The sequence below is a fragment of the Paraburkholderia nemoris genome (genome assembly GCF_905221015.1).
Classification (GTDB): Bacteria; Pseudomonadota; Gammaproteobacteria; order Burkholderiales; family Burkholderiaceae; genus Paraburkholderia; species Paraburkholderia nemoris.
This window is the reverse complement of record NZ_CAJNBO010000008.1, coordinates 188959-211065: the sequence shown is the minus strand read 5'-3', so window position 1 is coordinate 211065 and position 22107 is coordinate 188959. Positions and strand designations below refer to the sequence as shown.

Annotated in this window: 19 protein-coding genes; 8 read left to right on the top strand and 11 right to left on the bottom strand. The window is 60.3% G+C overall.

The genetic code is table 11. The features are described from left to right. Positions 1–13: 13 nt before the first annotated feature. From KHO33_RS14800 to KHO33_RS14790, 3 genes are read left to right on the top strand one after another with little or no spacing between them, the layout of a single operon-like run. Positions 14–1315: an amidase gene (locus KHO33_RS14800; protein WP_200564902.1), complete on the top strand. Its 1302-nt coding sequence runs from the start codon at positions 14–16 to the stop codon at positions 1313–1315. Between the two features lie 32 nt (positions 1316–1347). Then, positions 1348–2523, top strand: coding sequence for a transporter substrate-binding domain-containing protein (locus tag KHO33_RS14795; protein WP_200564984.1), 1176 nt, complete (start codon positions 1348–1350; stop codon positions 2521–2523). Continuing rightward, complete coding sequence (locus KHO33_RS14790) at positions 2520–3140, top strand: ANTAR domain-containing response regulator (protein ID WP_200564901.1); 621 nt, start codon at positions 2520–2522, stop codon at positions 3138–3140. Before KHO33_RS14795 ends, KHO33_RS14790 begins: the two co-directional genes overlap by 4 nt. A gap of 10 nt (positions 3141–3150) precedes the next feature. Here the strand turns inward: KHO33_RS14790 and KHO33_RS14785 are convergent, their stop codons facing one another. From KHO33_RS14785 to KHO33_RS14770, 4 genes are all read right to left on the bottom strand, one after another. Further along, complete coding sequence (locus tag KHO33_RS14785) at positions 3151–3597, bottom strand: SRPBCC family protein (protein WP_200564900.1); 447 nt, start codon at positions 3595–3597, stop codon at positions 3151–3153. Positions 3598–3722: 125 nt separating this feature from the next. Then, a complete protein-coding gene (locus tag KHO33_RS14780) occupies positions 3723–5126 on the bottom strand; it encodes a GGDEF domain-containing protein (RefSeq protein ID WP_054038285.1) in 1404 nt (467 codons plus the stop codon). A gap of 270 nt (positions 5127–5396) precedes the next feature. Beyond that, entirely contained in the window at positions 5397–6041 is a 645-nt protein-coding gene (locus KHO33_RS14775; RefSeq protein WP_200564899.1) for a helix-turn-helix transcriptional regulator, read from the bottom strand. A 144-nt stretch (positions 6042–6185) separates the two neighbouring features. Further along, positions 6186–7157 (bottom strand): ornithine cyclodeaminase family protein, encoded by a 972-nt coding sequence (locus KHO33_RS14770; RefSeq protein WP_200564898.1) that lies wholly within the window; start codon positions 7155–7157, stop codon positions 6186–6188. A 239-nt stretch (positions 7158–7396) separates the two neighbouring features. On the opposite strand from KHO33_RS14770, the gene KHO33_RS14765 reads away from it, so the two are divergent. Next, a complete protein-coding gene (locus KHO33_RS14765; RefSeq protein WP_200564897.1) occupies positions 7397–8185 on the top strand; it encodes an ABC transporter substrate-binding protein in 789 nt (262 codons plus the stop codon). Positions 8186–8249: 64 nt separating this feature from the next. Then, positions 8250–9491, top strand: a complete 1242-nt coding sequence (locus KHO33_RS14760; protein ID WP_200564896.1) for an NAD(P)/FAD-dependent oxidoreductase — start codon at positions 8250–8252, stop codon at positions 9489–9491. A 71-nt stretch (positions 9492–9562) separates the two neighbouring features. On the opposite strand, the gene KHO33_RS14755 is transcribed toward KHO33_RS14760, so the two are convergent. The 5 genes from KHO33_RS14755 to KHO33_RS14735 all read right to left on the bottom strand — a co-directional run bounded on the left by KHO33_RS14755 (position 9563) and on the right by KHO33_RS14735 (position 14631). Next, positions 9563–10522, bottom strand: coding sequence for an alpha/beta fold hydrolase (locus KHO33_RS14755; protein WP_234480541.1), 960 nt, complete (start codon positions 10520–10522; stop codon positions 9563–9565). Positions 10523–10567: 45 nt separating this feature from the next. Then, the gene (locus KHO33_RS14750; protein ID WP_200564894.1) at positions 10568–11869 is read right to left on the bottom strand and encodes a UDP-N-acetylglucosamine 1-carboxyvinyltransferase; all 1302 of its coding nucleotides are present in this window, start codon (positions 11867–11869) and stop codon (positions 10568–10570) included. Between the two features lie 163 nt (positions 11870–12032). Further along, positions 12033–13034 carry an NADP-dependent oxidoreductase gene (locus KHO33_RS14745; protein ID WP_200564983.1) on the bottom strand — a complete coding sequence of 334 codons (1002 nt, stop codon included), beginning with the start codon at positions 13032–13034 and terminating at the stop codon, positions 12033–12035. A gap of 62 nt (positions 13035–13096) precedes the next feature. Further along, positions 13097–13906 carry an oxidoreductase gene (locus tag KHO33_RS14740; RefSeq protein WP_200564893.1) on the bottom strand — a complete coding sequence of 270 codons (810 nt, stop codon included), beginning with the start codon at positions 13904–13906 and terminating at the stop codon, positions 13097–13099. 116 nt (positions 13907–14022) lie between these two features. Then, positions 14023–14631: a TetR/AcrR family transcriptional regulator gene (locus KHO33_RS14735; RefSeq protein WP_200564982.1), complete on the bottom strand. Its 609-nt coding sequence runs from the start codon at positions 14629–14631 to the stop codon at positions 14023–14025. A gap of 324 nt (positions 14632–14955) precedes the next feature. Here KHO33_RS14735 and KHO33_RS14730 point away from each other — a divergent pair, with 324 nt between their 5' ends. Together KHO33_RS14730 and KHO33_RS14725 are read left to right on the top strand one after the other, a co-directional pair. Further along, positions 14956–16512: a methyl-accepting chemotaxis protein gene (locus tag KHO33_RS14730; RefSeq protein WP_200564892.1), complete on the top strand. Its 1557-nt coding sequence runs from the start codon at positions 14956–14958 to the stop codon at positions 16510–16512. A 143-nt stretch (positions 16513–16655) separates the two neighbouring features. Continuing rightward, on the top strand, positions 16656–17753 hold the full coding sequence (locus KHO33_RS14725; RefSeq protein ID WP_200564891.1) for a lactonase family protein: 1098 nt from the start codon (positions 16656–16658) through the stop codon (positions 17751–17753). A 700-nt stretch (positions 17754–18453) separates the two neighbouring features. On the opposite strand, the gene KHO33_RS14720 is transcribed toward KHO33_RS14725, so the two are convergent. Together KHO33_RS14720 and KHO33_RS14715 are read right to left on the bottom strand one after the other, a co-directional pair. Then, positions 18454–19692 carry a M20 aminoacylase family protein gene (locus tag KHO33_RS14720; protein ID WP_407946175.1) on the bottom strand — a complete coding sequence of 413 codons (1239 nt, stop codon included), beginning with the start codon at positions 19690–19692 and terminating at the stop codon, positions 18454–18456. A 50-nt stretch (positions 19693–19742) separates the two neighbouring features. Next, positions 19743–21017 carry an MFS transporter gene (locus KHO33_RS14715; protein ID WP_236074675.1) on the bottom strand — a complete coding sequence of 425 codons (1275 nt, stop codon included), beginning with the start codon at positions 21015–21017 and terminating at the stop codon, positions 19743–19745. A gap of 168 nt (positions 21018–21185) precedes the next feature. On the opposite strand from KHO33_RS14715, the gene KHO33_RS14710 reads away from it, so the two are divergent. Next, complete coding sequence (locus tag KHO33_RS14710) at positions 21186–22067, top strand: LysR family transcriptional regulator (protein ID WP_054038302.1); 882 nt, start codon at positions 21186–21188, stop codon at positions 22065–22067. The last annotated feature ends 40 nt before the right edge of the window (positions 22068–22107 follow it).

The following is a 22107-nucleotide window of genomic DNA, read 5'->3' as shown; positions in this document are numbered from 1 at the left end:
CGATAGGCGGCATATGACGAACGCAAACTCTTTTTATCGACCCCGCTCAGGACTGGACCTGCTCGAGCAAACCGCCGGCGACCCGCGCGAGCGCGAACGCGCCGTTCTCGAGTCGTTCGCGCGCATCGAGGAAGTCGAGCCCGAGGTGAGGGCGATGACGGCCGTCGCTCAGCGGGAAACGGCGTTGACTTCGGCCGCCGGTGCAACGGGTCCGCTGGCCGGCATACCGATCGCGGTGAAAGATATCTTCGACACGAGCGACCTGGTCACCGGCTACGGTTCGCCAATTTACGAAGGCCATCAGCCGAAGTCGGATGCCGCGATTGTGACGTTGGTGCGGCGTAACGGCGGCATTGTCATCGGCAAGACCGTCACCAGTGAATTCGCCTATATGACGCCCCCAGTGACGCGCAATCCGTGCGACCTGACGCGTACCCCTGGTGGGTCATCATCCGGGTCGGCTGCTGCGGTGGCCGCCGGCATCGTGCCTTTCGCTATCGGCACGCAGACCGGCGGCTCGACCATCCGGCCCGCTTCGTTCTGCGGCATCGCTGGCTACAAGCCCACACTCGGCATGTTGCCGACTGTCGGCATGAAGTGCTTCTCGTGGTCGTTCGATACGGTCGGCCTGTTCGGCGCCGGTGTGCGTGACGTGGCTTACTTGGCCCAGGCCTTGTCGGGCCGCTCACTTGCCCTGAGCGGCGTGACGGCCGGCCCGGTGTTCGGCGTACCGGACAGCTACCCATGGACCGCGCCGTCAGCGAATGCGAGTGATGCGCTCGACAAAGCGGTGCACGCCATCGAGCAGGCGGGAGGGCGCGTGCGGCGTGTGCGTTTCGCGCCGTGGATGGCCGACCTGGTCGCCGCGCACAACACGATCCAGAGCTATGAGGCGTATCAGTCGTTGGGGTTCGAGTACGATCATCATCGCGCCGATCTATCGCCGATGCTCGCCGGTTTTCTTGATCGCGCAGCGAGGATCGATACCGCAACCTACATCAAGGCATGTGTGCTCGCGGAACAGGCGAAAGCCAGGCTTGCCGAACTATTCGACGGCATCACCGGCTTGCTGACACCGAGCGCGCCCGACGAAGCGCCCGACGGCCACGCATCCACGGGCGACCCCGCGTTCAATCGCAATTGGACCTTGCTCGGTTGCCCGTGCGTGAACGTGCCGGGATTGAGGGGCGCACGCGGCGCCCCGATCGGCGTGCAGGTGATCTGCCGCCCTTGGGACGATGCCCGATGCCTTGACGCCGCCGCATTTGCCGAGCAGGCGATCGCGGCAGCAGTGGGACGTTTTCCCGCGACCTGAGCAACGAGGAAGCGATGCAAGGAGGAGACGAAATGGAGGCGAGCTCGCGACAGCCGGCCAATCCGGCGCCCGCGGACGATGGTTGGCGCATCGGCGTGCTGTACTCGCGCACGGGCGTGACTTCAGCGACCGGGTCGGAGCATTTCTTCGGCACCGTGCTCGCGATCGAGGAAGTCAACGCGGCCGGCGGCGTGGGCGGGCGCCTGCTCGACCCGGTTGTTTACGATCCGAAGAGCGATCCCGACGAATATCGCCGGCTCGCCACGCGGATGCTGCAGGAAGACGACGTGACCGTGATTTTCGGCTGTTCGACTTCGTCGAGCCGAAAGGCGGTTTTACCGGTGATCGAACGCACTAACGCATTGCTCTGGTACTGCTCGATCTATGAAGGATTTGAGTATTCGCCGAACGTGATCTACACCGGCGGGGTGCCGAACCAGAACAGCATGCAACTGGCCGCTTATCTGCTGCGCAATCATGGCCGCCGTTTTTTTCTGGTTGGCGCCGACTACATCTATCCGCGAGAATCGAATCGGATCATGCGTGACATGGTCGAGCAGCATGGCGGCGAAATCGTGGAAGAACTCTATCTGCCGAGCGATGCGGATCCAGCGGCGCTCGAAGACGTGGTGCGGCAGATCAAGGACATCGAGCCCGATGTCGTGTTCTCCACGCTGATCGGGCGAGGTGCGCGCGACTTTTACCGGCTGTATCGCGAGCACGGTATCGACCCGGCACAGATTCCGATCGCAAGCTTGACAATGACCGAGGGCGAAACGCGGATGATCGGCTCCGAGCTGTGTGGCAGCCACATCGTTTCGGCGAGTTACGTCAACACGCTGAACCTCGCGAGTAACCAGCGCTTTCTGAAATCATGGCATGCGCGATTCGGAGATCAACCGGCCAGCATGTGGTCGGAGATGGCGTATAACCAGGTGCATCTGTTTGCGTTGGCGCTGGCCCGTAGCGGGAGTCTCGATACGGCCAGGCTGGTGGAGGCGGTACACGAAGTCGAATTCGATTCGCCAGAGGGAGTGCTGAAAATCGATCCGGAGAACAATCACGCTATCCTGACGCCGCGCATTGCCGTGTGCAGGCCGGACGGCTCGTTCGATATCGTCTGGGAGGGGCGTGGTCCGGTCAAACCTGATCCCTATCTGACGACGTACGGATTCGCGGAATTCTGGCTCGACGGAGAATCGGCATGAGCACGGGGGCCCGTCGTCTGTTCGACGATCTACGCACGCTGCGCGTCCTCGTGATTCATCCGCCGGGCGAGGATCGCATTGTTCTGGAAGAGCAGTTGCGCCGCATCGGCTGTCCGGTGCGCGTGCTCTGGCCGTTTCCGTCGCAACTGCCCGCCGATGTCGACGCGATTTTCTTTCTCGTCGGCCCCGAAACCCGCAGCGCGGGCAACTGGTGCGCAGCCGATACCGAAGCCACGTTGATCGCGTTATCCGACTACGAGAATCCAACGGCGCTAAAAATGCTGGTGGACACGCAGGCGCATGGTGTCATCACCAAGCCCTACCGGTCTACCGGCATTCTGAGCACCCTGGTGCTTGCGCGTGCGTCTTCAGGCTACCAGCAGCGCTTGCACAGCAAGGTGTCCAAGCTCGAGGAAGCGATCAAGGCGCGACGCCACATCGAAAAAGCCATCCGAATTCTCATGGAGGCGCACCAGCTCAGCGAGAGCAACGCATACGAGCACATGCGCTCAAGAGCGACAAGTCTCCGGGTCACGGTGAGCGAGATCGCCACGTTGGTGATCGATGCGCATGAAGCAATGGAAAAGCTCGGCCTTGGCAAGGGACCAAAGCCGTGAGCGTCACACGCTAGTCGGGGATCACCGGCTCGACCAGCTTCGCCAACTGAACCAGCGACTCCTGCCAGCCGAGGTAGCACATCTCCACTGGAATGACCTCGGGCACACCCTCTTGCACAATCGTGAGCTCGGTTCCGCAGGACACCGCTCGCAATGAAATGGTGACGTTCATCTGGCCGGGCAGGTTCGGGTCGTCGAATCGGTCCGAGTAGCGGATCTTCTCGAACGGCACCAGTTCGATGTACTCGCCGCCGAACGAGTGGCTATTGCCGGTGCCGAAGTTGCGGAAGGACATCTTGTGAGTGCCACCCACGCGTGCATCCATGTGGTGGACCTGACAGGTGAACCCATAGGGAGGAAGCCACTTCGCGATCGCATCGGCTTCGAGGAAGGCCCGATAGATGCGTTCGGGAGTTGCGTTCAAGACGCGATGGAGACGGACTGTTCCGGTAGTCATGGTGTGCTGGCCTTTCACTGGAGAAGTTGAACATACCCCTACGACGATCCGGCGACGCCGGTATCGACATAGGCTGGGACCAGGAAAAACCCGTAGGTGGCAAAGAGCAACACCTGTTATCGCCGCTACCCGGCCACCACGCGGTTGCGGCCATCGTGCTTGGCCCGGTAAAGGCGTTCATCGGCGACGCGTAAGAGGGTGTCGATCGTGACGCCGTCGCGGCCAAACTCCGAGACGCCAACACTGACAGTAACGGCGACGGCCCGCCCGGTTCCGGTATAGAACTCTTCGGTAGCCACGGCGCCCCGAACGCGCTCCGCGATCGAACGTGCCACGTCCAGCGCGGCTTTAGGCAGCAGCACCATGAACTCTTCGCCACCAACCCGCGCCACGCCGTCATAGGGCCGAATGGCATCAATGCATTTCTGCACGAATCGCTGCAACACCTCGTCACCTACTTGATGGCCGTAGTTGTCGTTGATCAATTTGAAGTGGTCGAGATCCAACGCCAGCAGCGAGAACGGCGCACCACCTCGCTTGGCTCGTGCGATTTCCGCCTCTACTTGCTGGATAAACTCGCGCCGGTTCGCGGCACCCGTCAGCGGATCGGTCGCGGCGAGGTGCTCGAGCTTGTGATTGGTGCGTTGGAGTTCCTGCAGCGCGCTTTCCGTGCGTGCCATCGCTTCGGCGAGGCGAGCCATCAGTTCTTCCTGACTGTAGATCGTCGAAAAGGAGCGCGTGGTGCGAAACGCCTGAACGACGCCATAGCTCAGCAGGAAAAAGCCCGCGGCGAAGATCGCGTGTGCCAGCCACCACATATGATTCCACGGCTTGCCGAGAATGAATGCGAGCGACGCCAGCGCGAAGAAGGTAATGGAGATGCCGTAGACCACCATCAGCGGCGAGCGAATGCGACGCAGCATCAGCACCGTGACGTTCAGCGTCGAGAAGACGAGCGCCCCGCCTTCCATGGATAGCCGCACGGCGAGGTTGCCCGCGATGGGCGAGTTTGCAATGACTCCGACGACCAGGTCGATCACGACGAACACGGCGATCCACGTTAGCCACGGGCGCGGATTCGAGCGCTCTTTGAGCGCGTCCGGCGCGCGGTGGTACGAGAGAAGCCCAACCAGCAGCAGCACCGACATCACCAGACGCGATGCGGGTCCGTAGAGCAGGAATAGCCAGATATTGTGGTGAGCCATGCCGGTGAACGCGCCGTGCAGCGCATAGACCAGCACAAAGCCCAGAAAACCTAGAGTCAACCACCGCAACAGCGGTTCACCCGACGACAGATAACACCGCCAGGTCACATAGGTGACAAACAGCCCCTCGAGCGTTGCTGCCGCAATCGCGATTTCGTGAAATCCGTGGTTTTCGAACTTCAGGCTTGGGTCTTGAAAGAAAGCCAGATAGGCAATCAGGTAGGCGGGAAGGAGCGCAAAACCAATGATCAGCAAACCTGAGTAGACCTTGGTCACGATCCCGATGAGGCGAGGCGGCTCTTCGATTGAAATTGTCGTGCTCATGTGCCCGTCTCCGACAATACTACGGTGGTTTTTCGCATCGCCGAGCGATTGACACGTGGATCAGCCGACTCGGGCACGGCACCATGCGGTTATGCCTGGCCAAACATACCGCGCAGCAGACTACCTTCAGGCAATTGAAAGTATAGCGGACTGTAATTTGCATCGGTGGTATATCGGTCGCGCAATGAGCTCCTGATATATCGTGCAGTTGCCTTCTGAAAATATCAGAAGCCGCAGTCGACGGCAGCCAGCCGGTGAATCCGATTCAACCTAGGCTGCGGCGCCGCGTAAATCCCTTATATGCTGATAAACAGTCGCACGGCCCATGCCCAGAACGTTGGCAACGTAATTAGCCGCGCTCTTTCCTTTGAAGGCCCCTTCCTCCCACAGTGCCTCGACCAGTTCGCGACGGTGTTCCCGGGTCAGGGAGTTGAGTGCCAACTGGCGTTCCTGAAGCCATGCGTGGAGAAACGTGTTGATGCGCTCCTGCCAGTCGTCCTTGAACAGCTCCTCAGGCTGCTTCACCAGACCCGCGCCCGACACCACGCGGTCGATGACATGTTTCATGTCCTCGAAGACGGCGATGTTGTAATTCACGCACATCACGCCGACCGCCGCGCCTGCGTCGTCAAAGAGCACCGTGCTGACACAGCGCATTCGTCTGCCGTCCCAATTGATCTTTTCGTACGGACCGATCGTGCCTGACTCCGCTGAATGATCAATCTCTTCCAGCGCTGATTCATCGCCCAGTTCACGCTTTGACAGGTTGTTTGCGATGTACGCGATCGTCTGGCTATGCAGGTCATGAATGACGATTTCGACGTACGGAAAGAAGAGCAGCGCAATACCGTCGGCGACACGGCCGTAGCGATCCAGCAAGAGCCGGCGCGCGGGTGTGGTCTTAGTCTTTCGCATAGGGAAGCATGAGATTTTTCGGTTTGGCCGGGTCTGCCGGCATGTGCGTCAATGTGCAACGCATATTCGTGCGATGCACTATTTTGCCACGGGCAATATTCCCCCCTGTTTGCGGCGGCCCACGCACCGCCGCATCCGTCTTGCTCAACCGATCGGTTGCCCGCTCACGTGCATGAACAACGCGTAGGCGATCGCCACATCTTCCAGTCCGAGTCCGATCGAGCGAAAGAAAACGTGCTGCCGCCAGGAGGGTTTCCTGGCCGTACCGGATACGAGTTCGGGCAAATCGCCCAGAACGCTTTCCGGCGACCAGTCATGCCGTTGCGCCGCCAGTTTCATTTCGCCCGCGCTGGCGGGCGTGGTTCGCCGATAGTCGCAATAGACGTCCATGTCTTGAATCCACGCCGGTGGAATTTCATGCGCATTGGCGACATTCGTGCTGATCGACGTGATAAGTGCCGGCTTGGTCAGCAGGTTGTCCGACAGTACAGGCGTGCCAGAGGATGTGCACAACGCGACCACGTCGGCATCGCGCACACACTCATCGAGCTGGGTGCAAATCCGCACGCGTTCATGAAGGGCGGCGACCTCCGCGCGCTTTGCCGCGTTGCTAGCAAGCTCGGGTGAAAACACATTGATCGAGTCCCACGCTCGCAGCGGTGCAAGGTGGCGCAAATGCGCCTGCCCCACGGCACCCGCGCCGACGATGGCGAGCCTGCGTGCGTCGGGCGCCGCAAGGTGTTCCACCGCAAGTGCCGTTGCGCCGGCGGTGCGCTCGATGGTGAGCAGACCCGCATCGCACCACATCAAAGGTTGCCCCGTTTCCATCGACATCAGTGCGGTCCATGCCGTAATGACCGGTTTCGCTTCGGTCACGATGTACGGCGACATCTTTGCTCCGAATACCTTGGCGTCCGCCAGGACCCCTAAGTACGTAATGAAATCGCCAGCCCCTTGTGGAAACGGAGTGAAGGTCTGGGGCGGCTGCACCGCGGAGTCGTTCGCAAGCGAGAGAAACATGCGTGTCAACGCGCCGCGCACATCGAGATGAGGCACTGCTTTGCGCACCGCGTCCTGCTGGACGATCAACGGGAATACTGTGTCTGTGCTGCTCATGGGCCTGCTCTCCACATCGTTGCCGGCTAGCGGCGTCAACGCAATTCTAAAGTCAAAAAGTCCAGTCTGGACTTTTATTTTGAAAATCGCTTGCATTTGTGAGTGTCCAGAATAGACTGTTTTTCCAGAACGAGTGTGAGAGCAGGCCTTTCTGGCACCTCATGCGTCTTCTCGAGGTCGCGCCGTCAGTTATCGCCCGTGCCCTAATTTTGTGAACCCCAATTTCATAGGGAACCATCATGCGTCTGAAGCTTTCACTCTCACTTTTCGTCGCTGCTGCTCTAATCGGTTCGGTTGGCACTGTCAGCGCCGAGACTCAAAGCACCTTGCGCTTCGGCATCGAGGCCGCGTATCCGCCGTTCGAAAGCAAGTCGCCGACGGGACAATTGCAGGGCTTCGACGTTGACGTCGGCAACGCGGTCTGCGCGAAGATGGCCGTGAAATGCGAGTGGGTGGAGAATTCGTTCGACGGCTTGATTCCCGCGTTGCAGGCGCGCAAATTCGATGTCATCAATTCCGCGATGAACATTACGGACAAGCGCAAACAGTCCATCGATTTCACGCCGCCGATCTACGTGGTGCCGATCGTGATGGTGGCGAAGCGTGGTTCGTCCTTGTTGCCGGATGTGAAGAGCCTGCAGGGCAAACGCGTCGGCGTTCTGCAGGGATCGTCGCAGGAAGATTTCCTTAAGCTCCACTGGGCGAATGCCGGCGTCTCGATCGTTTCGTACCAGGACCAGGATCAGGTGTACGCCGACCTCGTTGCCGGACGTCTGGATGCCGCTGTCCAGGAAGCGCAGACTGTTGAGGACGGTTTCCTGAACAAGCCGTCAGGCCATGACTATGCGATTGCCGGCCAACCGCTCAGCGATCCGGCAACGCTTGGCGAAGGCACGGGCTTCGGCTTGCGCAAGGGCGACAAGGCGTTGGCCGGAAAGATCGACGCCGCGCTCGCCGCGTTAAAGAAAGACGGTACGCTGAGCAACCTGTCGCAGAAGTATTTCAAGCGCGACATCATCGCGAAGTAACCGGTTCATGACCCGATGCGAGCTGAATCGCATCGGGATCCGAAATGAACATTCGAGCGAGTTTATGGATTTCGATGTGATCGTGCTGGGAGCCGGGATTGTCGGCGTGTCGTCCGCGCTGCATCTGCAGGATCGCGGCCGCCGCGTGGGACTCGTCGATCGACGCGGCCCCGGCGAAGAGACCAGTTTCGGCAATGCCGGGCTGATCGAAAGCTCGTCGGTGGTTCCTTACGGCTTTCCGCGCGATCTCGGTACGCTGCTGCGCTATATGCGCAATCGGTCGACCGATCTTTACTGGGACTACAAAGCGCTGCCGTCTTTCGCGACGTGGCTCGCGCGCTTCTGGTGGGAGTCGTCTCCCGAGCGGCTCGAAGCTGCCGCGCGCGATATGTTGCCGTTGATCCGGCGAAGTGTCGCCGAGCACGACGTGCTGATCGCGCGTGCCGGTCTCCAAAGCCTCGCGCACGACGGCGGCTGGATCGAGGCATTTCGCACGCGCTCGGAATATGAACGGCAGGCATCGGCCGCCGAAGACACAGCGAGGACATACGGACTGCGCGTGGTGCCGTGCGACGCCGATGCACTGGCGGCGCGCGAACCGGGTATCGCGCCGGGTTTTAGCGGCGCATTGCATTGGCAGGACCCGAAGAGCATCTCCAATCCAGGTGCGTTGACGAAGGGCTACGCGCGACTGTTCGACGAGGGCGGCGGCGCGCTGCTCACTGGCGAGGCGGTCACGGTGCGTCAGGAAGCCGATGCATGGACTGTGCAGACTTCGCAAGGCAGGATCAGTGCCAAAGAGGTCGTCGTGGCGCTCGGCCCCTGGTCCGACAAAGTCTTTGAGCCGCTCGGATATCGGATACCGCTACGGGCAAAGCGCGGCTACCACATGCACTACGAGGCGACGAAATCGATGCTGTCGATACCGCTGGTCGACACGGAAAAAGGGTATGTGGTTGCGCCCATGCAAGGTTGCTTGCGCCTGACTACTGGCGTTGAAATCGCACGGCGCGACGCACCACCGACGGGCGTTCAACTGGACCGCGCGGAAGCCCTTGCCCGGCCGATATTCGGTCTAGGCCGCCGCCTCGATGACGCGCCATGGCTCGGGTTGCGGCCCTGTACGCCCGACATGCGGCCTGTCATTGGGCGCGCGCCTCGCCATCGAGGGTTGTGGTTCTCGTTCGGGCATAACCATCACGGATTGACGCTCGGTCCGGTGACGGGCCGTTTGCTCGCGGAAATGATGACGGGCGGCGAGCCTTTTACCGATCCTCATCCGTTCCGTCCCGAGCGATTCCGATAGCGAGCCGTGGCGGACCCGCTTCATCGATAAGTCACTGCGTCACGAATTGCGCGAACCGGCATGCACGCTGCCTACAGTCCCTTAAGGAACGCAACCAGCAACTCGCTCACTTCCGCCGAACGCTCGCGTTGAATCCAATGACCCGCGCCGTCGAGAATATGGCATCCGCGCAGTCCGGGCAGCACGCGTGCCAGATTCGCGATACGGGCCTGCGCGCCCGGAAACTTAAGGACGTCGTCTTTCGCGCCGGCCACGAATAGCGATGGCTGCCGGATCACGCAGCCGCGCCATGCGGCCATGAGTTCCGACGAGCGTCGAATGGCGCGGTACCAGTTCAGCCCACCTCGGAAACCGGCGCGCGCGAATTCGCCTGCCACGTAAGCGATCTCTTCGCTGCTCAGCCAGGCCGGCAGCGTCTCGGGGTCCACTGTGTTGTCGAGAAAACTGGTGCCGGGCGCGAGTATGCCCGCCACCACGTGGTCGGGCCCATCGCCCGACATGCTGAACGTGACGCGTCGAATCGTGGCTTCGGGATCCGCCTCGAACTCGCGCTCAGCGACGCCAGGTGTCTGGAAATACTGCATATAGAACGTTTGCACGCCTTGCCGCTCCAGCGCACTGAGCAGGTCCTCCCGCGCAGGCGGATGGAACGGCACGCTCATGCCGACAACGGCACGGAACAGATCGGGCCGCAACAGCGCCGCGTTCCAGGCCACCGGCGCGCCCCAGTCGTGGCCGACGATCACTGCCTCGCTCTCGCCGAGCACGTTGACGAGCTCGACCATGTCGCCGACGAGATGCAGCATCGTGTACGACTCCGCGTCCGGCGGCGCGTCGGTGCCGCCATAGCCACGCATGTCGGGCGCGACGGCGCGGAAGCCGGCGGCTGACAGCGCCGCCAACTGGTGCCGCCAGGCGTACCAGGACTCCGGAAATCCATGACATAGCAGCACCAGCGGGCCGCTGCCCTGGCTGGCCACACGCATGCGCAGTGCACCTACCTGCAACGTCTCGAGGCGAAGTTCGTGCAAGGTTTGCTCCATGATGTTCGGGTTCTGGTGGATCGCCTTAGACGATCATTCGCTGCTGGTCCATTCCACGCGCGCCCCCACTGAGCGCAGGTTTTCCACAAAATTGGGGTGTGCGCGGCGGATCGGCAGCGCGTTGGTGATTTCCGAGCGCCCCTCGATACTCGCGGCGACCATGAGCAGCGCAATGGCCACGCGAATGATGTACGGACTCTCAACCTTCGCGGGACTTAACTGAAGTCCGCCGAACGTGATCAAACGATGAGGGTCCGACAGGAACACGTGCGCACCGAACTTGGAGAGTTCAACGGACCAGCCCATCGCGCCGTCATAGACCTTGTTCCAGAACATCGCGCTGCCTTCCGCCTTCACGCCAAGCGCGATGAAGATGGGGAGCAGATCGACGGGCAGATACGGCCAGGGCGCCGCTTCTACCTTGGTGAGGATGTTCTGCGTGAAAGGCCGGCGCACTCGCAATGGGCCTTCCCGAACTGCATGCGACCAGCCATCGCGATGCTCCACCTGCACGCCGAACTTCGCGAAGGTTCGGTCGATCAGTGGGAACTGATCGGGCGCGCTGTTTTTAACCTTGATGTCGCCCCCGGTGATTGCGCCAAGCGCGAGAAAGGTCGCGATTTCGTGGAAATCCTCGCTGAACCGGAACTCGCCGCCGCCGAGTTTATGGCCGCCTTCCACGCTCAGGCGCGATGTGCCGATGCCGTCGATTGGCACACCCAGCATCGCCAGAAAACGGCAAAACTCCTGCACATGCGGTTCCGATGCTGCATTGACCAAGGTCGACGTGCCGTTGGCCGACGCCGCGCACAGCGCGAAATTCTCGGTGGTGGTGACCGACGCGTAGTCCAGCCAATGATGATTGGCCGTCATTTGAGTGCTCGCGTGCACGATCAGCGAGTCGGTGGTGCGCTCGATGCTCGCGCCGAAGCGCTCGAACACCTCAACGTGCGGATCGATCTCGCGCACACCCAGCGTGCAGCCCTTCACATCGTTCTCGAGACGTGCAACGCCGAAACGCGCCAGCAACGGCGGCACCAGCATGATCGAAGAACGCATCTCCTCCGGCAGCCTGTGCGCGACAGGATCGAAGGTCGTGGCGTGGTGATGCAAATCGAGAACGCCGGTGGCAAAGTCCATCGACACGTTGCTGCCGAGCGTGCGAAAGATCTCGAGGATCTTCTTGACGTCGGTAATCTCGGGTACGCCGATGAGACGCAGTGGCTGGTCGGTCAGCAGCGTGGCACAAAGGATGGGCAGGACAGCGTTCTTGTTGGCGGATGGCACGATCTCGCCGCGTAACGGGAGGCCGCCATGTACGATCAGGTTCGACATGTTCGGGAGAGAGCTGGTGGATTGAGAAGCGAGGCCACTATCATGCCACTGGATGGCATGTGGAGGATGTTTCGGGATTCCGGAGCCGTTTTTTCTCTTGTCGCTTCTTAAAACAGTCTATCCAGCATCTCGCGGGCAATGGCCCGCGGCCGGTCCAAGACTTCTATTGGATCTTGATGACAACCTTACCCTTTACACGCCCGGTTTCGACGTAAGCCAAGGCCTCATTGGTGGCCGCAAACGGGAAGATCCGATCGATCACCGGCCGTATGGATCCCGCATCGATCAGTGCAGCGATCCGGCTCAGCTGGTCTCCGCTGGCGCGCATGAACACAAATGAATAGCTGACGTCATGACGTTTTGCCGTTTTCCGGATGCGATAGCTCAAAAGACGCATCACCGTTTTCAGGAACCACGAAGCGCCCATCTCTTTGGCAAAGTCGGGATCGGGCGGTCCCGCGATTCCGATGAGTTTGCCACCCGGTTTGAGCACGCGCAGTGACTTCTTGAGCGTATCGCCGCCCTGCGTGTCGAGCACGAGATCGTAGCCTTTGAGGATGTCAGCAAAGTCGTCTTTTTTGTAATCGATGACGATATCCGCACCGAGTTGCTTCACCAGTTCGGCATTGCGCGCGCTCGTTGTCGTTGCGACAGTTGCGCCCACATGTTTCGCCAGTTGAATGGCAAATGTGCCGACGCCGCCGGAGCCTGCGTGGATCAGCACTTTCTGCCCTTTCTTGAGGTGTCCTTTTTCGATTAGCGCCTGCCACGCGGTCAAGCCCACTAGCGGAATCGAGGCTGCTTCTTCCATGGCGAGTGATTTGGGCTTCAACGCCACGCCGTCTTCTTTGACGGCAATGAATTCCGCGAAAGTGCCAATGCGATCTTTATGCGGTCGGGCATAGACCTCATCGCCTGGCTTGAATTGCCGAACACGCGATCCAACGCGGACGACCACCCCGGCCAGGTCGTTGCCCAGAATCAGCGGCAAACGATAGGGCAGAATGAGCTTGAACTCGCCGTCCCTGATTTTGGCATCGAGCGGATTCACGCCCGCGGCGTGGATCTGGATCAATACGTCGTGCTCACGCGGCTCCGGGACCGGCATTTCGCCGGCTCGCAAGTCATTCTTGCGTCCGTATCGATCGACAACAAAAGCTTTCATCATGTTTCCTTGTGCGTTTCTCGTTGAGTCAGGGTGCTTCGCGGGCCGTAGCGGGGATGCCGTTAAGTTTGAAGCCGCAGGTCCTTGCGAATACCGGCATCCACAAGGCTGGCGGGCGCAAACCTGCGCAGCAATCGCAGACGGGCGGCGAGTCCGCCGGCTGTATAGCGAAGTTTCGGCCGAGCCGCGATAGCGGCCTGCAGTACGGTCTCGGCTACGACCTCCGGGCCGTCAGCGTTCTCGACGACCTCTTTCACTCGCCTCGCGATGGCCGTGCGTATCTCGAGGTAGTCGTCGAGCGGAACGTCAGGCTCCATGAAGTTCGCGTCGAAAGGCGTCTTGATGTAGGCGGGCTCAATAACGGAGACCCGGATGCCCATCGTGCGCAACTCATGATCGAGCGATTCCGAATAGCCTGCGACTGCATGCTTGGTGGCGGAATACAGCGCCATATAGGGCATGGGCAAGAAACCCAGCACCGAACCAATGTTGATGATGCGGCCGCTGCCTTGCTGCCGCATATGGGGCACGACGGCACGCGTCATGCGGACGATCCCGAAGAAGTTCGTATCGAAGATCGCACGAGCCTGGTCAAGCGAACTCTCTTCTGCAGCGGCAGGGGCCACGCCGAAACCAGCGTTGTTCACCAGCAGGTCGATGCGGCCGTGCAGACGCAGTACTTCCTTGACGGCAGCGTCGACGGACTCATCGCTAGTCACGTCCAGTGGCAGCATCCCGAACGTCCGTTGGTCCGCTTGTGCGCCGTGCCGGCTGGTGCCGTAGACCTTGTATCCAGCCTTCGCGAGCCGCTTGGCGGTGGCTTCGCCGATTCCTGACGAGGCGCCCGTCACGAGCGCTATTCCAGTTTCCATGATGTCCTTCCGATGTTGAGGGATGTCTTCAGGTGCTTGCTTGAGTGTTTGTCTTACTAAAATATGACGTTCATCATATTTCCGACCCAACAAAAACCGGCACCGGGCCGGTGGATTTACGCGTCAGTAGGCGCGAGTTTTTTCAATGCGGCTTCAAGAAAATCTTCCGACAGCTTCGGGTCGTCGACGGCGCGCGCCAGCACCAGAGTGCCAACCATGGTGGCCGCCGTGACAAGCGCCTGCTCGTGCGCGCCCGGCTGACCCCAATCGGGCAACTGGCGCGCAATGACATCGATCATCTCCTTGATGCGGCGGGTGGCTGCGCGCCGCACGACCGGCGCCTGGCGCGGCATCTCGGAACCAAGGGCGGAGACCGGGCAGCCATTCTCTATGTCTTCGCAATGCTCCTTCGACAGATAGGCGCGCACCATCGACGGCAACGCATCCTCTGGCGGTACGGAGGCGGCGATATGTTCCGACAGGGCTACGGCTTCAGCACCGGCGCGGTCGGCCGCTTCGGCAAGCAGCACCTCGCGCGATGGGAAGTGGGCATAGAAGCCACCATGCGTCAGGCCGGCCTCCTTCATGATGTCGGCCACGCCTGTGCCGTCGTACCCGCTGCGCCGGATCGCGCGCGCGGCAACTTCGACGATGCGCTCGTGCGTGATTTCTTTGCGGCTGGCAGTCTTCCGATTGATTGATGGCGTTTTCATGATGACCATCATATAACATTTCGACGCAATTTGCTGTCTGCGATACCGGTAGCCGTGGGAAGCCTTATGGACATATGACGTCTTATAAATAGGACCTCGGCCGCTATCGAGCTGAAAGATAATGAAATTAAGCGATTTAGGAAAATCCGGGTAAATACGTGTCGAAGAACTTCGCCAAAGGGTCAATTCATCTTGTATGATGACGTATCTCGAAATGGATCTGCACGACGCCACGCCGCGCAGCGGTCTGTAAGGCAATCTTGCGAGATCGACGGCTCAGGTTCTGCGTTGTTTATGTCGTAAACAAACGAACAATGGTTAACTGGATCGGTAGGCATGCGTAATCTCACAATAAGACACAGTCTCCTTGCCGTCCTCGTGCTTTTCGCGGGCATGATTCTGATCGGCGGCGTGGTGGGGGTGCTGGCACTTGGCCGTTCCAACGACAACGCTCGGCGTCTGCACGATATCGCCAGCCAGGAAGTGCTGGTCAACGATGCCTATAAAGACTCCACACGCACCCGCGCGGCGCTGACGCGTGCGTATTCCGCATTGAAAGAGCGCAATGACGAAGCGACCCGCGACTCGGCGCTCAAAAGTGCCGCCACGACGTTGGAGCGTGCGGACCGCGAAACAAAGATGTTTCGTGATGCCGATAAATTTGCGGGCCAGGACGACGAGCTGAAGCAAAAACTTTTCGATTCGTCCAATGCTTTGGCCACGATTCTGCATGCTGCGTTCGACGCCTTGCAGCGGGGCGACACGAATGCCTACGTATCGATCAACGACAAAGACATCACGCTGGCCGGCGTCGCCTATTCGGCCAACGTCGAGAAGTTCCAGAAGCTCGCCGAAGCACTTGCCCAGGATTCCGCCGCGCAAGGCGATCGCGAATACACGTGGGTCGTCACGATGGTGGCGGCGGGGGTGGCACTGGCCCTTGCATTGATCGTCGCCGCTCATTTCGCTTTGCGCAAGATCGTGGTCCGTCCGCTGCAAATTGCCTCTGAGTTGCTCAACCGTATCGCGGGAAGCGACCTGACCGTATCGATTCCGGAAGGGGGCAGGAGCGAGTTGGGACAGTTGTTTACTGCGATGTCGCAGATGCAGACGGGCCTGGCGAAGACTGTTTCGAATGTGCGCGTGAACTGTGAAGCCATCCACGGCGGTGCGCGTGAGATCGCTGCCGGCAACCTCGATTTGTCGAGTAGAACCGAGCAGCAGTCTGCATCGCTCGAAGAAACGGCGGCCAGCATGGAAGAGCTGACGTCGACCGTCAAACAGAACGCGGACCATGCCCGCCAGGCAAGCAAGCTCGCCGCCAACGCGGCGGACGTCGCACAGCGCGGCGGCAACGTCGTGCAGCAGGCAGTGCAAACAATGACAGCGATCACGGCCAGTTCGAACAAGATTGCCGAGATCACGGGCATGATCAACAGCATCGCATTTCAGACCAACATCCTGGCCTTGAATGCGGCGGTCGAATCCGCGCGGGCAGGGGAGCAGGGCCGCGGCTTTGCCGTTGTCGCCGGCGAGGTGCGCACGCTCGCGCAGCGTAGCGCTGCCGCGGCACAGGAGATCAAAACGCTCATCGCCGCATCCGTCAACGATATCCGTGATGGCAATGAACTTGTTGTTCAGGCCGGGCAGACCATGGGTGAGATTGTTGGCGCGGTGCAAGGCGTCGCCACCATCATGGCCGAGATTACCTCGGCGACAGTTGAACAGAGTTCCGGCATCGAGCAGGTCGGACAGGCCGTCAGCCAGATGGACCGGGTAACGCAGCAGAACGCCGCGCTAGTCGAGGAGGCCGCCGCCGCCGCGAGCGCACTTGAGCAGCAGGCGCAGGCGATGACGGATGCGGTTTCCGCATTCCGCCTCAATCGGGCTTGACCCGCATCCATATCCAGTAGAAGCATCGGTCGCGCACTTGCCGGGGCGGCAATGCGCTGCCACCGGCCGCCGAAATTCTTTCGAAAAGACTGAGGCGGCCGATGCTGGATGTTCATATTCAACCATTTCAACGGAGTGTCACGATGAGCGTTAGGGCCACCCTGGTCGCAGCAGTTTTGTTTGCGGGTGCTTTGGGATCGGGCGCATCGCAGGCTGCTACGTATGCCTACGTATCGAATGCAGACAGCCAGGACATCTCTGTCTTCAGCCTCGACAAATCGAGCGGCTCACTCGCCGCAGTCGAGACCGTGCCGGTTGGGGGCACCGTCATGCCGATGGCGCTTTCGCCCGACCATCTCCGGCTCTATGCCGCGTTGCGCTCCAAGCCGTATAGCGTGGTGAGCTTCGCGATCAATCCGCTCGACGGCCGGCTGATCGAGCTTGGCAGGGCGCCGCTTGCGGATAGCATGGCCTACGTATCGACGGATGCGAGCGGACGCTACCTCTTTTCCGCATCGTATGGCGGAAACCTTCTGGCGGTGAACCGTATCGCCGCAAATGGCGTGGCGGGTGAAGTCCAGCAAACCGTCAAAACCGGCCCAATGGCTCACGCCATCCGCAATGCGCCCGACAATCGTTATGTCTTCGCATCGGTGCTCGGCTCGGATGCGTGGTTGCGCCTGAAATTCGATGCTTCGAACGGTCAGCTGACCGAAGACGCTGCGCCCGCCTATTCGTTGCCTCCGAAGTCGGGGCCGCGTCACTTTGTGTTCTCGCCGGATCATCGCTTTGTCTATCTGATCGATGAGCTCGACGGCAAACTGCATGTGCTCGCCTTCGATAGCACGCGTGACAAAGTCAAACCCGTTCAGACTGTTTCCATCCTGCCGCCCAATTTTTCCGGCGACAAGCCGTGGGGTGCGGATGTGCACGTCACACCAGACGGACGTTTCCTGTACGCCTCTGAACGCACGTCCAACACGCTGGCTGTCTATCGGGTGAGCGCGAAATCGGGTGAATTGACACGCATCGGCACGTACCAGACAGAGAAGCAGCCGCGCGGATTCAATATCGATCCGTCGGGCAAGTATCTGCTTGCAGTCGGCCAACTGTCGTCAAACCTGAGCGCTTACCGCATCGACCGCGACTCCGGCGCACTGGCTTTGATCGGTCAGTACCCCGTAGGTAAGGGCGCGAACTGGATCGAGATCGTTGAGTTCGAGGGAACAAACGGCAATTGAGCTTTGCGGATGAGGTTCCGCGCGACAGTGCGGCACTGTCGCGCGGATCGTCAACGCGTTAGTCAATCCTGCGACCGCTTGCCGAAGAGCGCAGATGTGGCTCTCCCGGTAGCCTGCGCCTTGTGGATTACCAGCCGCCACAAACGACTCACAGTCGCAAGAATGCCGAGGAGGGGTGGCCCGGTCGTTGTCGGTGGGTCATCCTCTGAAATCATCGAAATGACTGGCCGGCCGAAGTGGCCTTCCTGCATCGGAAGATTCCAGTACTCGTACGGGTACAACATCCGGGCGAAGCGAATACGTGCATCGCATCCGCTATCGTGCCATTCGCCGGCCGTTTCCCAACGCGTTGTCGACGTAGGGCCCCGGGTTGGGTAGATCGCAGTACTTGCCACGCGGTCTTTGCTGCAATCGTTGGTTGCAGGCGAGCCGGATGGGGCCAACTTTGGGCTTCTTTCGTCCATGTTCATCTCCGCTGGTGATGCCGATCACGGAGACGCCACAAACAAAAAAGGCCTCAACCGTATTGTCGGCGAGGCCTTTGAGCTGCGTTCCTGCTTATCTAACGCGCGTTGGCCTCCGATGGCATGCCCGAACGGACTGCCATGTGGCTTTGAAATGCGAAGGAGAAGAGGTTTAGCGTCAGCATGGGGTCAAGTTTCTTTGCAATTGGAACGCGTGTCAACACATGTGTGTTGGGTCAAGCCGACAGTTCATTTTCCGCTGAGCCTGCTTTTGCCTTTGCGCCCGGATGGCCGAGATAGGCGTGCGCAAGCGCGACCCAGTACGACGTGCCAAGAGGCAGCAGCGCGTCGTTGAAGTCATAGCTCGCACTGTGCAACTGGCAGAGGCCGCTCGCTTGTCCGGGCAAGCGCGCCGAGCCGTCGCCGTTACCGATGAACGCATAGGCGCCAGGTTTGTGCAGCAGATAGAACGCGAAGTCTTCCGACGTCATGGTGCGTTCCACGTTTTCGTCCACGCTCGCGGCGCCTACCAGGTCGCGCATGATGTTGCCAGCGAGCGCGGTTTCCGCCGCGTGATTGACAAGCGCCGGGTAGATGCGCGTGAAATTGAACGTGAGCTCGATATCGAATGCAGCGGCGATACCTTCCGCCACTGTGCGCATGCGGCTTTCTATCATGTCGAGCACATCGGCGCTGAAACTGCGTACGGTGCCGTTGAGCATAGCCTGCTCAGGGATGACGTTCACTGCGCTACCGGCGTGAATTTGCGTGACTGACAACACAGCCGACTCGTTTGGATCGACGTTGCGCGACACGATCGTCTGCCAGGCTTGCGCGATCTGGACAGCGACCATGACAGGATCCGCACTACGATGTGGCTGCCCGGCATGCGAGCCGCGTCCGTTTATGCGCACTTCGAACGTGTTGCTCGACGCCATCAACGCACCCGGACGGATGCCGAAATTGCCCGCTGGCATGCCCGGCCAGTTGTGAACGCCAAACACGGCGTCCATTGGGCATCGGTTGAACAGGCCGTCCTCGATCATCAGACGCGCGCCGCCACCGCCTTCCTCTGCGGGCTGAAAGATGAAGTTTACGGTGCCGTCGAACTGTCGATGCTGGGAAAGATAGCGCGCCGCGCCGAGCAGCATGGCGGTATGTCCATCGTGGCCACACGCGTGCATCTTGCCCGCATAACGCGACGCGTGCGCGAAGGTGTTCGCTTCGTGCATCGGCAGCGCATCCATGTCAGCGCGCAAACCAACGGAGCGCTCGCTCTTTCCGTGACGCAGAACACCGACAAGTCCATGCCCGCCGATCCCTCGAACGACCGGTATTCCCCAGTCGTCAAGAAGACCGGCGACATAGTCGGACGTCCACTGTTCTTCGAAACGGAGCTCGGGATTCGCATGGAGATGTCGCCGGATACGGATCAGTTCGGGTTCAAAGGCGATAATCGATTCGTCGTAAATCATTTTCAGTTTTGATGAGATCTGTTTTTAGGGCATGCGACTGGGCGATGCAATTACTCGAGCTGGGCCTGGGCGGTGTCCGGTTCCGGGTTGCCTTTGCCTTTGCTCATAAACAGCACCGGCACGCAGCTGATCAACGCCGCTGCCGCGAGGTAGTACCCGATCACAAGGCGATCGCCGGTGAAACCGATCAGCGTAGTCACCGCGACCGGCGTAAAGCCGCCAAACACCGTCACGCCGATTGCATAAGCAAAACCGACGCCGGTTGCGCGAAATTCCGTCGGGAAGACCTCACCGAGCACGCTCGATGCACAAGCGGCGTAGCAGGCAAGCAGGATCGCGATGGTGACCTGCACCGCTACGAGCGTAGCGAGTCCTGGGTAATGGAAAAGCAGCACGAACAGCGGATAGGCGGCGATTGCAGTGAGCGCGGCACCGATCAGCATGGGTGTACGGGTGCCGATCCGGTCCGACAGATGACCGATGATGGGACACATCGTCATCATTGCAATGCCATAGCTGACCTGTCCGACATAACTGTCAAAGAGGCTTAGATGAACCTCGCGAACAGCGTAGGTCGTGAAGTAATTCGAAACGTAGGTGGCGATCGTCCAGAACACCATGATTGCCACACCGGTTGCCACCTGGCTCCGGTATTCGACCAATTGCGTCCACAGGGCTCGGCGCGGCAAACGCTGAGATTGCTCGAAGACCGGTGTTTCATCGACAGAGCGCCGGATGTACCAGCCGACCGGACCGATCAACAAGCCGAAGGCGAACGCCAGACGCCATGCGCCGCCGAAGATCTGCTCCTGGGTAAAGAGGCTCGTTAGCGCCAGTCCGACGAATCCGGCGATCAGCGTGCCGCCGCCTTGAGACATTTGCTGGAAGGAGCCGAACAGCCCCTTACGCGACGGTGGCGCGTTCTCGACCAGCATCGCTACCGTGCCGCCGATCTCGCCGCCCGCCGAAAAGCCCTGGATCAATCTGCCAAGCACGATGACAAGCGGCGCGGCAATGCCGATGCTCGCGAACGACGGGCACACGGCTGGCACAACGGTACCGGCAGCCATGAGCAGCAGCGTGAGGCTCAAAGCCTTCTTGCGACCCGCGCGGTCCGCGTATCGGCCTAGTACGAGCGCGCCCACTGGCCGCACGAGGAAGCCCACCGCGAAGGTGATGAACGTCAGGATCAGCGCGGCGAAGTCGGAACTGGCGGGGAAAAACGTCCTGGATATGGGCACCGCGAAAATGCCATAGGCAATGAAATCGTAAATCTCAAGAACATTACCCACCGATGCCGCTGCAACCGCGCGTCGGCTGGGCACCGCCACTCTGTCCGGTCGATGACCGACCGCTTTCACACTCGCCATTTTGTCTGCTCACGTGTAGTTATGCGTGTCAGTACACTAAGCGCGAGGCGTGCCGCGGCACGCATACTCTTCAAAAATGGCAGCTATACTTTTGAAGCATAGGCATGCCCAACCCGATAAGACATGGAACTCCGACACCTTCGATATTTTCTTGCCGTAGCGGATTGCGGCAGCGTAGCGGAGGCCGCGCGACGACTCCACATTGTTCAGCCGGCATTGAGTCGGCAGATCCGCGATCTCGAAGAGGAACTGGGCAGCGACCTGTTTCATCGCAACGCCAAGGGCGTGCTGCTGACCACTCCGGGCGCGCAGTTTGCCATCGACGCGAGACGTGTACTGAACGATGTGGAAGCGGCGCGCGACTTATTCGTGCGCATTGCGAGAGGCCAATCGGGTGCGTTGAGAATCGGACTCGCGCCGAACTACAGTTGGCATCCCGCGACGCTGAAGCCGGTTCGTGACTTCAAGATCACTCATCCCGATGTCACGATCATGCTCGAACCGGCGCTGGCAGCGAAGCAGTTGGCGCGGATTTCGGATGGCAGCCTCGACGGCGGATTTCTCGCGTGGCGCGACCCGCGCGATCCGACTTTCTCCGCGTGTCATCTGTTCGACTGCCGTCTCAAGCTCGCGATGCCGCGCCCTGGCGACGGGTCTGCGCCCGCCATACCGGAACGGTTAGCCGACCTCAAGGACGAGCCATGCATGTGGTTCGCAAGGGAAGTGGCGCCGGCGTACTACGATTTTCTGATTCATCAATGCCAGCTTGCCGGGTTTTCGCCGCATATCGTGCCTATCGGTGGCGACGTATCGACGATACTCGGCCTGGTGGCAGCGGGCATGGGGTACGCGATCGTTCCTGAGGCGTCCATATATAGTTGCCCGAATCAGGTGGTTCTGATGGATCATGCGGACCTAACCCTATCTTATCCAGTCGAGTTTGTCTGGCGAACCGACACGGTCAATCCTGTGCTGGAAGAGTTCATCAAGGTTGTGGCAGGGTGACTTGAAAGTGTGAGCATTACATGTCGTTTCCGGCCGTTTG